This is a genomic window from Streptomyces sp. NPDC055099, assembly GCF_053607685.1.
The window spans coordinates 90059-102625 of sequence record NZ_JBSGUA010000019.1 but is presented as its reverse complement, the minus strand read 5'-3'; the positions used below and the strand labels follow the sequence as shown (position 1 = coordinate 102625).

General features: G+C 71.6%; 13 protein-coding genes. 7 read left to right on the top strand and 6 right to left on the bottom strand.

The features are described 5' to 3' along the window. Window position 1: 1 nt before the first annotated feature. Window positions 2–1042 (bottom strand): glycosyltransferase family 2 protein, encoded by a 1041-nt coding sequence (locus ACWFRU_RS35605; RefSeq protein ID WP_453692232.1) that lies wholly within the window; start codon window positions 1040–1042, stop codon window positions 2–4. Between the two features lie 164 nt (window positions 1043–1206). Here ACWFRU_RS35605 and ACWFRU_RS35600 point away from each other — a divergent pair, with 164 nt between their 5' ends. Next, window positions 1207–2709: an LCP family protein gene (locus ACWFRU_RS35600; RefSeq protein ID WP_453692231.1), complete on the top strand. Its 1503-nt coding sequence runs from the start codon at window positions 1207–1209 to the stop codon at window positions 2707–2709. Between the two features lie 39 nt (window positions 2710–2748). Here the strand turns inward: ACWFRU_RS35600 and ACWFRU_RS35595 are convergent, their stop codons facing one another. Beyond that, window positions 2749–3297, bottom strand: a complete 549-nt coding sequence (locus tag ACWFRU_RS35595; protein WP_453692230.1) for an acyl-CoA thioesterase — start codon at window positions 3295–3297, stop codon at window positions 2749–2751. 129 nt (window positions 3298–3426) lie between these two features. On the opposite strand from ACWFRU_RS35595, the gene ACWFRU_RS35590 reads away from it, so the two are divergent. Next, window positions 3427–4755: an LCP family protein gene (locus ACWFRU_RS35590; protein WP_453692229.1), complete on the top strand. Its 1329-nt coding sequence runs from the start codon at window positions 3427–3429 to the stop codon at window positions 4753–4755. Window positions 4756–4915: 160 nt separating this feature from the next. Continuing rightward, window positions 4916–6070, top strand: a complete 1155-nt coding sequence (locus ACWFRU_RS35585; RefSeq protein WP_453692228.1) for a dipeptidase — start codon at window positions 4916–4918, stop codon at window positions 6068–6070. A 20-nt stretch (window positions 6071–6090) separates the two neighbouring features. On the opposite strand, the gene ACWFRU_RS35580 is transcribed toward ACWFRU_RS35585, so the two are convergent. Beyond that, the gene (locus ACWFRU_RS35580; protein WP_453692227.1) at window positions 6091–6492 is read right to left on the bottom strand and encodes a VOC family protein; all 402 of its coding nucleotides are present in this window, start codon (window positions 6490–6492) and stop codon (window positions 6091–6093) included. A gap of 23 nt (window positions 6493–6515) precedes the next feature. After that, window positions 6516–6884, bottom strand: a complete 369-nt coding sequence (locus tag ACWFRU_RS35575) for a VOC family protein (RefSeq protein ID WP_453692226.1) — start codon at window positions 6882–6884, stop codon at window positions 6516–6518. Between the two features lie 87 nt (window positions 6885–6971). Between ACWFRU_RS35575 and ACWFRU_RS35570 the strand changes: the two genes are divergently transcribed. After that, entirely contained in the window at window positions 6972–7496 is a 525-nt protein-coding gene (locus ACWFRU_RS35570; RefSeq protein ID WP_453692225.1) for a CGNR zinc finger domain-containing protein, read from the top strand. 124 nt (window positions 7497–7620) lie between these two features. Here the strand turns inward: ACWFRU_RS35570 and ACWFRU_RS35565 are convergent, their stop codons facing one another. After that, on the bottom strand, window positions 7621–8964 hold the full coding sequence (locus ACWFRU_RS35565) for a UDP-glucose dehydrogenase family protein (RefSeq protein WP_453692224.1): 1344 nt from the start codon (window positions 8962–8964) through the stop codon (window positions 7621–7623). Window positions 8965–9153: 189 nt separating this feature from the next. Here ACWFRU_RS35565 and ACWFRU_RS35560 point away from each other — a divergent pair, with 189 nt between their 5' ends. Next, window positions 9154–10311: an acyl-CoA dehydrogenase gene (locus ACWFRU_RS35560; RefSeq protein ID WP_453692223.1), complete on the top strand. Its 1158-nt coding sequence runs from the start codon at window positions 9154–9156 to the stop codon at window positions 10309–10311. 100 nt (window positions 10312–10411) lie between these two features. Here the strand turns inward: ACWFRU_RS35560 and ACWFRU_RS35555 are convergent, their stop codons facing one another. Further along, window positions 10412–10864: a MarR family winged helix-turn-helix transcriptional regulator gene (locus ACWFRU_RS35555; RefSeq protein WP_453692222.1), complete on the bottom strand. Its 453-nt coding sequence runs from the start codon at window positions 10862–10864 to the stop codon at window positions 10412–10414. A 140-nt stretch (window positions 10865–11004) separates the two neighbouring features. On the opposite strand from ACWFRU_RS35555, the gene ACWFRU_RS35550 reads away from it, so the two are divergent. Continuing rightward, complete coding sequence (locus ACWFRU_RS35550) at window positions 11005–11562, top strand: quercetin 2,3-dioxygenase (RefSeq protein ID WP_453692221.1); 558 nt, start codon at window positions 11005–11007, stop codon at window positions 11560–11562. Then, the gene (locus ACWFRU_RS35545; RefSeq protein ID WP_453692220.1) at window positions 11559–12431 is read left to right on the top strand and encodes an alpha/beta hydrolase fold domain-containing protein; all 873 of its coding nucleotides are present in this window, start codon (window positions 11559–11561) and stop codon (window positions 12429–12431) included. The genes ACWFRU_RS35550 and ACWFRU_RS35545 overlap by 4 nt, the downstream gene beginning before the upstream one ends. Window positions 12432–12567 lie beyond the last annotated feature (136 nt).

The following is a 12567-nucleotide window of genomic DNA, read 5'->3' as shown; positions in this document are numbered from 1 at the left end:
CTCAGGCCTCGGTGAGGACCGCCGGGCGCCGGGAGGCGATGACCTTCTTGGCGAGGGAGCGCGGGCTGGTCAGGAAGCCCCAGCCCCACGACATGTGCATGGTCGCGAGGGCCACCGGGATCTGCAGGCGCGCCTTCAGCGGCAGGCCCTTGCCGGCGGGCAGTGAGCCTGCCGTGATCGCCGCGAGGTAGCCCGCGGGGACGACGAAGCCCCAGGGCGTGACCAGGGCGCCCACCACGACGCCTGCCGCGATCGCGCAGACCGCGGTCGGCGGGGCGAGGTACCGCAGGTTGATGGAGCCCTCGTGGTACCGGGCGACGACGTGCCGCCAGCGGCCGTAGTCCTTGTACTGCTTGGCGAGCGCCTTCACGCTCGGCCGCGGGCGGTACTGCACCTTCAGCTCGGGCGAGAACCAGATGAGGCCGCCGGCCTCACGGATGCGGAAGTTCAGCTCCCAGTCCTGGGCGCGGATGAACTCCTCGTTGTAGCCGCCCTGCTGTTCCAGGGCCTCGCGGCGGAAGACCCCGAGGTAGACGGTCTCGGCCTGCTGGGCCGCACCGCCGGTGTGGAAGGCCGCGTTGCCCACGCCGATCTTCGACGTCATGGCGGCGGCGACCGCGTGCTCCCAGTCGTTCTCGCCCTCGGCGTGCATGATGCCGCCGACGTTCTGCGCGCCGGTCTCCTCCAGGAGGCGTACGGCCGTCGCGATGTAACCGGGCGAGAGGATGCCGTGGCCGTCCACGCGCACCACGACCGGGTGGCTGGAGGCCTTGATGGCGGCGTTCAGGGCCGCGGGTGTGCGTCCCGTGGGGTTCGGGACGGTCTGCACCTTCGCGCGGCTGCCCGCGGTCTCGGCGACCAGTTCGGCGGCGATCTCGTCCGTGCGGTCCGTGGAGGGACCGAGCGCGACGACGACCTCCATCTCACCGTCGTAGTCCTGCTCAAGGATCGCGGTGACGGCAGCACGCAGATGCCGTTCCTCGTTGAGCACCGGCATGATCACGGATACGGCAGGCAGCTGCTCGTCGGGCGTCGCGTTCATCGGCGCCACGTTACCGCGAATGGGGGACACGGGCGCGCGCCGCCCGGCCTGCTGCCCCGGGTCGCAGATCGTATGGGCCTACGGTTCTCGCATTCCCCGGCCCCTCACGAGTCCCTCCACCTACCCGTCCGGACCGGCCCGTCACCGCGGAGGTGTCCCCCCACGTGCCCACACCGCCCCGCCGCTACCCCACCCCGCCGCCGCGTGGCCAGCGTCCGCCCCGTGCGAGGCAGCCGGCGCAGCAGCCCGTGGGGCGGCCGGTCAAGCAGCGCAGGCGGCCGCGGTGGGTCATGAGGGTGGCGACGGGGTTCTCCGTAACGGTGCTCGCGGCGGCCGGGATCGGGCACGGCGTCGTCACCAGCCTCGACACCGAGATCGCCCGGGTCGACGCCTTCAAGGACATGAAGAACCGTCCCAAGGGCGGCAACGGCATGAACGTCCTGCTCGTCGGCACCGACGGCCGGGACAAGATCACCGATGTGGAGAAGGAGAAGTACCGCCTCGGCGGAGCGCCCTGCCACTGCACGGACACCGTCATGATCGTGCACATCTCGGAGGACCGGAACCGCGCCAGCGTGGTGAGCCTGCCCCGGGACAGTTACGCCGAGATGCCCGAGCACGTCGACCGGAACTCCGGCGACCGGCACAAGGCGCATCCGGTCAAGCTGAACGCGGCGTACGCGGAGGGCGGCCCCAACCTCACCGTGCGGACCGTCGAGAACATGACGAAGGTCAAGATCGACCACTATCTGGAGATCGACTTCACCAGCTTCATGAAGACCGTGGACGTGCTCGGCGGCGTCGACATCTGCACGACCCGCCCCCTGAAGGACTCCTACACCGGGCTCAACCTGCCCGTAGGCACCCACACGCTGAACGGCGGCGCGGCACTCCAGTACGTCCGCACACGGCACGTCGACGGCACGTCCGACCTGGGGCGGATGCAGCGCCAGCAGCGGTTCCTCGCCGCGCTGATCTCGAAGGCGACCGGCAGCGGTGTGCTGCTCAACCCGCTGAAGTTCCGGGACGTGTCCAGGACGCTGCTCGGCTCGGTCCGGGCCGACAAGGGCTTCGGCACGAACGAGATGCTCGCCCTGGGACGGGCGATGCGCGGCTTCTCGCCGAAGTCGTCGGAGTTCACCACCGTGCCGCTGCGCAGCAAGGGCGTGCTGGTGCCCGGCATCGGGTCGACGCTGAAGTGGGACCCGGTCCGGTCCGCGAAGCTCTTCCAGGCGCTGCGCGACGACCGTCCCCTCGCCCCGCACAACCTCGGGCGCAAGGCCATCGTCGACGTGTCGCCGCAGCAGATCCGGGTGCAGGTCGACAACGCCACGGGCATTCCGGGCCTGGGCAAGCGGGTCGACAACGGGCTGCGGGCCACCGGCTTCCGTACGACGCGGACCCCCGGCAACGTGGCGCCCAATGTGCCCGGCATGCCGCTGAAGCGCACGATCGTCGCGTACGACCCCCGCTGGGACCGCTCGGCGAAGTCCCTGGCCACGGCGTTGCCCGGCTGCCAGATGAAGGCGATCAACGGGCAGGGCGCGACCCTGAAGGTGCTCGCGGGCCAGGACTTCAAGATGGTCAGGCCGGTGCGGGCGGAGGACGCCTACCAGGGCGAGTTCGGCGCCGTGACCGGTGACCAGGTGGTGTGCCAGAAGAACTGACGGCCCGCGGGCCGTCCGCGCGGCGCCCGCGCCCGGCGCTCAGTCGTCCAGGCCCTCAGCGGCGCGCGAGCGGCGCAGCTCCTTGATGGCCCGGCGGCGCGCGAGGCGGTGCGTGCGCCGGATCTGCGCCTCCTGATACCGGCGGCGGTCCCGCTCGGTCTCCGGGAGCACCGGCGGCACGCCCCGCGGCTTGCCGTCCGCGTCGACGGCGGCGAAGACGAGGTAGGCCGAGCCGACCTGCTGGGCGGGCGTCGACTCGTTCCAGCGCTCGGCAAGGACCCGGACGCCGACCTCCATGGAGCTGCGGCCCGTCCAGTTCACCTGCGCCTTCACGTGGACGAGGTCACCGACCCGCACCGGCTCCAGGAAGGCCATCTCGTCCATGGACGCGGTGACCGCGGGCCCGCCCGAGTGCCGTCCCGCGACCGCCCCCGCGGCGTCGTCCACCAGTTTCATGATCACACCGCCGTGCACCGTGCCGAGGAGGTTGGTGTCGTTGTGGGTCATGATGTGGCTGAGAGTCGTGCGGGACGCCGAGGTCGGCTTGCCCGGAATCTCCGATTCCGTGCCGGGGGCCAGGTCTGTCATGGGCTCCACCCTATGTCTGACGTATGCCGGACCCGCGCCGGGCCGCTTTGCATCAGCTCTGCAACAGCCCTGAACCGAAATCACGCCTGCCCTGTGAGGCACGTGGGCGGAGACGGCACACTAAGCCACATGAGCGATTGGCCTGACGACCAGGGCAACGGCCGCGCGTACGGCCGTGGCAGCGGGAACATGCAGCCTGAGGGCGCCCGCAGGATGCGGCATGTCCAGCGCGGCGGCCCGTCCGGCCGACCGGGCCAGCAGCAGGCGGCGGGCGTGCCGCAGCAGCAGCCGTACGACGACGGGTACGGCCGGCCGTACGGCGACGCGCGCGACGAGATGTTCGAGCCCCGCAGCCCCCGCCAGGAGGGCTACGACAGCGGCTACAACACCGGCCAGGTCTACGGCTCCCCGAACGGGCAGGGCCAGGGCGGCCGGGGCGGCGACGACGGGTACGGCACCCGCGCGCCCCGTCCCGCCCCGAACTGGCGGCGCCGCATCAAGATCGGCTCGATCACCCTCGTCGTGGTGCTGCTCGCCGTCTCGATCGGCACGTACTTCTGGGCCGACTCCAAGCTCAAGCGCGAGGTCGACCTCTCCAAGGTCATCGAGCGGCCGGACGGCGGTGCCGGCACGAACTACCTGATCGTCGGCTCCGACAGCCGCGAGGGCATGTCCGACCAGGACAAGAAGGACCTCCACACGGGCTCGGCCGCGGGCAAGCGCACGGACTCGATGATGATCCTGCACGTCGCGGACGACGGCGGGAACACGATGATCTCGCTGCCCCGCGACTCGAACGTGACGATCCCCTCGTTCAAGGGCGCCGAGTCCGGCAAGCTCTACCCGAACCAGGGCCGCCAGACGAAGCTCAACGCGGCGTACGCGGAGGACGGCCCCGAGCTGCTCGTCCGCACCGTCGAGTACAACACCGGCCTGAGGATCGACCACTACGCCGAGATCGGCTTCGGCGGCTTCGCCAAGATCGTGGACGCGGTCGGCGGCGTCGAGATGGACATCCCCAAGGGCTTCAAGGACGAGAAGTCCGGCGCCGACTTCGAGGCGGGCAAGCAGACCCTCGACGGCAAGCAGGCCCTGGCCTTCGTCCGTACGCGCTACGCCCTGCCGGGCAGCGACCTGGACCGCACGAAGAACCAGCAGAAGTTCCTCGCGGCCCTGGCCAACCAGGCGGCGACGCCGGGCACGGTCATGAACCCCTTCAAGCTCTACCCCACGATGAGCGCGGGCCTGGACACGCTGATCGTCGACAAGGACATGGGCCTGTTCGACGTGGCCTCCATGTTCTGGGCGATGAAGGGCGTGACCGGCGGCGACGGCAAGTCCATGAACATGCCGCTCGCGGGCTCCACCGGGGGCAACCTCCTGTGGGACAAGGCCAAGGTCAAGCAGATGGTCGAGCAGCTAAACAACGACGAGAAGGTCACCGTCTCGGGCGGCTGAGCCGTCTGCCGGACACGACGCAGGGGCCCCGCCGGACGATCGGCGGGGCCCCTTCGCGTGCCGTCGCCGCCCCCTCGTACCCCGAACGCTTCGCCCGCCGCGAAGCCGCGGCTGAGGCGTGTCACGGTGGACCGGACCCCCCTGAAGCCGGAGCACCGCCATGGCAGATTTGCAGGTCGAATTCGACACCACCGCCGAAGCCGGAGAGCTTGACCGGCCCGTCGAGCGACGACCCCCCGCACCCCCGTCCATATCCGACCCCGGACCGGAGCCGCCCGCCTCGGAAGCACCCGTCTCGGAACAACCCGTACCGGAACCACCCGCGCCCGACCCGCTGCGGCGGGCCCGCGCGCTGCTCGCCGCGCATCCTGTCGCCGACGGCTACAGCGGACTGCCCTGGGCACTGCGTGGACTGCCCTGGTACGACCTGGAGCTGGGCGACAGCGCCGTGGACGCCGACGTGCCGCGGCTGCGGGCGGGCGGCGTCGGGGCGCAGTTCTGGTCGCTGCACGTCCCGGAGAGCATCACCGGTGAGCGTGTCCTCGGCGCGACCCTCGAACAACTCGACCTCGTCAAGCACGTCGTCGGCCGCCACTCCGAGGGGCTGCGCCTGGCCCACACCGCGTCCGAGGTGGCCGACGCCCGGCACTGCGGGCGCATCGCCGCCCTGATCGGCCCGGCACGCGCCGAGGCGATCGGTGACTCGCTCGCCACCCTGCGCGCCCTGCACACCCTCGGCCTGTGCTCGCTCACGCTCTCCGGCACGTCATGGGCGGGCCCCGAGGGGCTCACCCCGTTCGGCGAGGAAGTGGTGCGCGAGCTCAACAGGCTCGGCGTCCTCACCGAACTGACCGGCGCCTCCGAGGCCACCGCGCACCGGGTGCTCGCCATCTCCACGGCGCCCGTCCTGTTCACCCGCTCGGGAGCCCGCGCGCTTCGGGACGCCCCGGCGAACCTCCCGGACGACCTGCTGGCCGCGCTCGGCGCCGCCAAGGGCCTGTGCCTGGTGCCCCTGGCGGCCGAGCAGACGGGCAGCTCGATCAGCGAGGTCGCGGACCACCTCGACCACGTACGCCGCGTCGCGGGCCCGGAGTGCGTGGGCCTCTCGGGGACGTACGACACTCCGGCCGCGCACCCCGAGGGCCTTGCCGACACCTCGCGCTATCCGCATCTCGTCGCCGAGCTCATGGAGCGCGACTGGTCCGACGAGGACCTCGCGCGCCTGACGTGGGGCAACGTCCAACGGGTGCTGCGCGGCGTGGACTTCGCGGCACGCGCGGCGCGCGAGAGACGCCGCCGGCAAGCGGTCGACTGAGACCGCCCGGCCCGCTCAGCTCACGGGGCCACGGGGATCCGGCAGAGGCAGAAGGGATGCCCTGCCGGATCGGCGTAGACGCGGAAGTCCCTCTTGCCGTTGTCGTCATCGACGTCGAGCGGCTTGGCCCCCAGGGCGAGTACGCGCTCCTCCGCCCGCTCGACGTCCTGGACCGCCGGGCCCACGTCGATGTCGAGGTGGGCCTGCTGGGAGCCGGCGTCCGGCCAGTTCGGCGGGCGGTGGCCGGGGGCTTCCTGGAAGCAGAGACGCAGGCCGCCGGGGGTGTCGAGAGTGACCCAGTCGTCCCCCTCCTCGGCGTCGGCCTCGATCTCGCCGCCGATCAAGTGGACGTAGAACTGGGCGAGTTGGTGTGGGTCCGGGCAGTCGAGCACGACGTTGCGCAGGCGTCCGACGGGTGCCATGGGTGTTCCTTTCCCGGCTGGGTTCAGCAGGCGCAGAGACAGAACGGGTGCCCGGCCGGGTCGGCGTACACGCGGAAGCTGCGCTCGCGGTCCTCCGTGTCGAGCGCGGTGACGCCGAGCGCGAGCACCTCCTTCTCGACGGCGTCCAACTGGGCCCGCTCCACTTCGAGGTCAAGGTGGAACTGCTGCGAGCGCGTGGCCTCGGGCCACTGCGGCGGTACGTGACCGGGGGCGGCCTGGAAGGCGAGCGGTGTGCCGCCGGGGACTTCGAGGCTGACCCAGCCGCCGCCGTCGTCCTTGGGGGTGCCGCCGAGCACGGCCGCGTAGAAACCGGCGAGCGCGAGGGGGTCGGGGCAGTCGAGTACGACGACGCCGAGTTTGGCGAGGGGCATGGTGGTCTCCTCGGATCGGTTACCGGTAGGTGAGTTCTAGGAGTAACGGTTACTGCATGGTGCCCCACTGGAGGTAACGTCGCAAGCATGAATGACAGAGCACCCGCTCCCGGGGGTCTCGCGCTGATCCAGGCGCTGGTGAACACCCTGGACGTGGAGTCGGGCGCGGACGCGCTGGACACGGCTCAGGGGCGCGCACCCTTCGGTCTCGCGCCGGGCGCGGAGGTGGTGGCGGCACGGGAGCTGCGGGAGTCGCTGCGCGTTGCGTGCCTCGCCCACGCGGGGCACGGGCCGCACGCGGTCGTACCGCCGCTGGGTCAACTCCTTGCGGGCGCACCGCTGTTGGTGACCGTCTCGGCCGCTGACGGGTCGGCTTCGCTCGTCCCGGCCGATCCGTCACCGCTGGTGTCACGGGTGGCGGCAGCGATCGCCGAGGGGGCGGCCGACGGTACGTGGAACCGCCTCAAGGCGTGCGAGGCCGCGGACTGCCTCTGGGCGTACTACGACCGGAGCCCGGCCGGGCGGAGCCGGTGGTGCGACATGGGGGTGTGCGGGGCCCGCGCGAAGATGCGGGCCTATCGGGCGCGGAAAGCCCCGCGGGGCGGGGTCTGAGGTTGGGCCCCCCGCACCCGCCTCGCGCCGAACAGGCTTTCCCGCCCAGCCGCCCGCTTGCCCCGCAGCCGAATTGCCCCGCAGCACCATCGAACCCGACGGACCAGAACCGCGCCGGCGAACCTCAGGCCGAAGGACGTCCCATCGCCCGGTAGGTCCACCCGGCCGCCCGCCACACCGCCGGGTCCAGTGCGTTGCGGCCGTCCAGGATCAGCCGTTCCGCGGCCACCTCGCCCAGCGCCGCCGGGTCCAGCTCGCGGAACTCGCGCCACTCCGTGAGGTGCAGGACCACGTCCGCGCCCCGTACCGCCTCCACGGCCGACTCCGCGTACGCCAGCGTCGGGAAGAGCCTGCCCGCGTTGTCCATCCCCTTGGGGTCGTACACGGTGACCTGGCCGCCCTGGAGGTGGATCTGCCCGGCGACGTTCAGCGCGGGCGAGTCACGTACGTCGTCCGAGTCCGGCTTGAACGTGGCGCCGAGGACCGCGACCCGCTTGCCGAGGAAGGACCCGCCGCCCAGCGCCTCGCGCGCCATCTCCACCATCTGCCCGCGCCGGCGCATGTTGATGGAGTCGATCTCGCGGAGGAAGGTCAGGGCCTGGTCCGCGCCCAGCTCCCCCGCCCGTGCCATGAACGCCCGGATGTCCTTGGGCAGGCAGCCGCCGCCGAAGCCGATCCCGGCCCGCAGGAACTTCTTGCCGATCCGGTCGTCGTACCCGAGCGCCTCCGCCAGCTTCACGACGTCGCCGCCCGCGGCCTCGCACACCTCGGCCATCGCGTTGATGAACGAGATCTTCGTGGCGAGGAAGGAGTTGGCCGCGGTCTTCACCAGTTCGGCGGTCGGGAAGTCCGTCACGACGAAGGGCGAGCCCTCGCCGATCGGCCCCGCGTACACCTCGCGGAGGAGCTTCTCGGCGTGCGCGCTGCGGACGCCGACGACGATGCGGTCGGGGTGGAGGGTGTCCTTGACCGCGAAGCCCTCGCGGAGGAACTCCGGGTTCCAGGCAAGCTCGGCCTCCGCGCCCGCGGGAGCGTTCGCCGCCAGCTCGCGCGCGAGGCGGTCCGCCGAGCCGACCGGCACGGTGGACTTGCCGACGACCAGCGCGGGCTTGGTCAGATGCGGGGCGAGCTGCGCGAAGGCGCTGTCGACGTAGCTCATGTCACAGGCGTACTCGCCGTGCTTCTGCGGGGTGTTCACGCAGACGAAGTGGACGTCACCGAAGGCCGCGACCTCCGCGAAGTCCATGGTGAAGCGCAGCCGCCCGCTGGAGCCCTCGATCCCGGCGACGTGCTTGCGCAGCAGCTCCTCGAGACCGGGCTCGTACATCGGGACCTCGCCCCGCTGGAGCATCTCGATCTTCTCGGGCACGACGTCGAGGCCGAGCACCTCGAAACCGAGCTCGGCCATGGCCGCGGCGTGCGTCGCACCGAGGTAGCCGGTGCCGATCACGGTGATCTTGAGGGCCATGCGGTGCTCCAGGGGTCTACGGCCGTCAGTGCGGTGCCCGAGCATAGTCGGGCCCTTGACCGGGCACGTTTCCGCCATCGCCACCCGCCGGCAGTCCGTTGTCGGCAAGCTCACGTATCCCTCGCGTGGGCCGCCCTCTAAAATTTGGGTTACTTAACGGTAATTAGCGTCCTTGGAGCGTGAGAGACCTTGGCCGGATCGGCTGATTTCGACCTGTACCGCCCGTCCGAGGAGCACGACATGCTCCGCGACGCGATCCGTTCGCTCTCCGAGGCGAAGATCGCGCCCTTCGCCGCGGCGGTGGACGAGGAGGCCCGCTTCCCGCAGGAGGCGCTCGACGCCCTCGTCGCCTCCGACCTGCACGCGGTGCACGTACCGGAGAGCTACGGCGGCACGGGCGCCGACGCGCTCGCCACGGTCATCGTGATCGAGGAGGTGGCGCGCGTCTGCGCCTCGTCCTCGCTCATCCCGGCCGTGAACAAGCTGGGCTCGCTCCCCGTGATCCTCTCCGGGTCCGAGGAGCTGAAGAAGAAGTACATGACGCCGCTCGCCAAGGGCGACGGCATGTTCTCGTACTGCCTCTCCGAGCCGGACGCCGGTTCGGACGCGGCGGGCATGAAGACGCGGGCCGTCCGTGACGGTGACTCCTGGGTCCTCAACGGCGTGAAGCGCTGGATCACGAACGCGGGCGTCTCCGAGTACTACACGGTGATGGCCGTGACCGACCCGACCAAGCGCTCGAAGGGCATCTCCGCCTTCGTCGTCGAGAAGTCGGACGAGGGCGTCTCCTTCGGCGCCCCGGAGAAGAAGCTCGGCATCAAGGGTTCGCCCACCCGCGAGGTCTACTTCGACAACGTTCGCATCCCCGCCGACCGCATGATCGGCGAGGAGGGCACGGGCTTCGCCACGGCGATGAAGACCCTGGACCACACCCGCATCACCATCGCGGCCCAGGCGCTCGGCATCGCACAGGGCGCCCTGGACTACGCCAAGGGGTACGTCCAGGAGCGCAAGCAGTTCGGGAAGCCGATCGGCGACTTCCAGGGCGTGCAGTTCATGCTCGCGGACATGGCCATGAAGATCGAGGCCGCGCGTCAGCTGACGTACGCCGCCGCGGCCAAGTCGGAGCGCGGCGACGCGGACCTCACCTTCCAGGGCGCGGCCGCCAAGTGCTTCGCCTCGGACGTGGCGATGGAGGTCACCACGGACGCCGTCCAGCTCCTCGGCGGCTACGGCTACACCCGTGACTACCCCGTCGAGCGGATGATGCGCGACGCGAAGATCACGCAGATCTACGAGGGCACGAACCAGGTCCAGCGGATCGTGATGGCCCGCAACCTGCCGTAACCCGGAGCAGCATTCCGGATCTGCATTCCGGATCTGCATCCCGGAGCAGCATTCGCCGCCCTTCCCCTGCCACAGGGGGAGGGCGGCTGTGTTTTTCGGGTCAGCCCTTGTCCGGGGCGAGTACCGGCGGGGTGCCCCAAGGGAGTTCGAGCGCCGTCCGCAGCGTGCGTACCGACTGCTCGCCGATCCGGGCGGCCAGTTCCTGCTCCGCGCGGCGCAGGACCAGCTCGGCCCTGCGGTGTGTGCGCTCGCCCTCCGCCGTGCGCCGGATGAGCCGCTGCCGCCCCGACGTGGGGTCGGGGACCTGTTCCAGGAGGCCCGCCGCTACCAGGCCGTGCACCGCCTGGTGTGCGGTCTGCCGGGTGACGCCCATGCGGCGGGCCAGCTCGGACACCGTCGTGCCCTCCTCGTCGAGTACGGCGAAGAGGCCCGCCTGGGTCGGCGAGACGTGGATCTCCCCCGCCTCCTCCAGGGACGCGAGGAGCGCGTCCTCGAACCAGCGCCGGGCGTCGCCGAGGAGCTGGGGGAGGTTACGGCCGGTGGTGGCATGCATGGCGTGAGCCTATGGGTTCGAGGAGGCTTCGAGAGGTCTTCGAGGGGGCTTGGAGGGGGCTCCCTTGCCCGCATCGGATTTCATATGTCAGGCTACCTGACATTCCTCTCGTCCCTCAGTCCCTCAGCCCCGGAGAGCTCATGACGATCGAGTACGCCACCCGCCACCGGCCCTCCTCACGCATCCCCGCCGAACCGGGCAAGCCCTACGTCATCGAGAAGGGCGAGGGCGACCGCGCCCACCTGTTCGGCGACCTGATCACCATCTACGCGGGCGGCGAGCAGACCGAGAACGGCTTCAACTTCTTCACCGTCGAGGGCCCCAGGGGCAACGTCATCCCGGCCCACCTGCACCCCGACACGTACGAGGTCTTCTACGTCACCCAGGGCGCCGTCCGCCTCTTCGTCGAGGACCTGGAGGGCGAGCAGCTGGAGAAGCTCCTCACCCCCGGCGACTTCGGCTTCGTGCCCAAGAACTGTCCGCACGCCTACCGCATGGAGCGCCACCACAGCCAGGTCGTCGGCGTCGCCGCGGGGCCCGGAGGCACCTTCGAGCGGTTCTTCGAGACCCTCGGGGCGCCCGCCGAGGGCCTCGGCCTGCCGCGCGAGCCCGTCGTGCCCACGCCCGACAAGTTCGCCACCGTGCCCGAGCGGTACGACGTGCGTTTCCTGCCCGAGCACCAGTGGCGCACCCGGTGAGCCCGACAGGCGCTACGGCCCTCCGGGAACTGATCGCCGCGCCCCATCCGGACGTCGCGCCCCTTCCGGCGCCGCACCCGCGGGTCCTGCGCGGCGTCCCGTACGGCGAGGTCGAGGGCGGCCGTCCGCTGGAGCTCGACCTCTGGCTGCCAAAGGACGCCGGGAGTGGGCCCGCGCCTCTCGTGCTCTACGTGCACGGCGGCGCCTGGCGTCGGGGGCGCCGTGACGACATGGGGCCGCGCACCCGGGACTGGAATCCGGGGCCGCTCGCGCGCATCGCCGCCGCGGGCTTCGCGGTGGCCTGCGCCGACTACCGGCTGAGCGGCGAGGCCACCTTCCCCGCGCCGCTCGACGACCTGCGGGCCGCGCTGCGCTGGCTGGGGCTGCGGGCACCGGAGCTCGGCGTCGACACCGCGAGGACCGTGGTGTGGGGCGAGTCCGCGGGCGGGCACCTGGCCTCGCTCCTGGCGCTCGACCCCGCGGTCGCGGCCTCCGGCGCCGTGATCTGGTACGCCCCGAGCGACCTCACCGTCCCCCGCGGCCCGTTCGACCCGCACAGCGCCACGACCCCGGAGGCCTTGCTGCTCGGCGCCGCCCCGGCGGCCCTACCGGAACTGGCCCGCGAGGCGAGCCCCGTCACGCGGGTCCACCGCGCCGCCCCGCCCTTCCTCCTGGTCCACGGCGAGCGCGACTCGATGGTCCCGGCGACGCACAGCGAGGCGCTCGCGGCCCGGCTGCGGGAGGCGGGCGCCCGCGTGGAACTGCGTACGGTGCCGGGCGCCGACCACGGCTGGCACGGAGCGCCCGACGACACGGTGGAGGACGTCTTCGCCCGCTCGCTGCGGTTCGCACGGGACATGGTGGGCTGAGACACGCGTAGGGCGGGGGGGGGGGGGGGGGCGCCCCCCCCCCCCCCCCCCCCGAAAACCCCCCCCCCCCCCCCCCCCCCCCCCCCCGGTGGGTATGACCGCCCCCGGCAGCGAGGGGCCCGCGCCCGCCACGCGC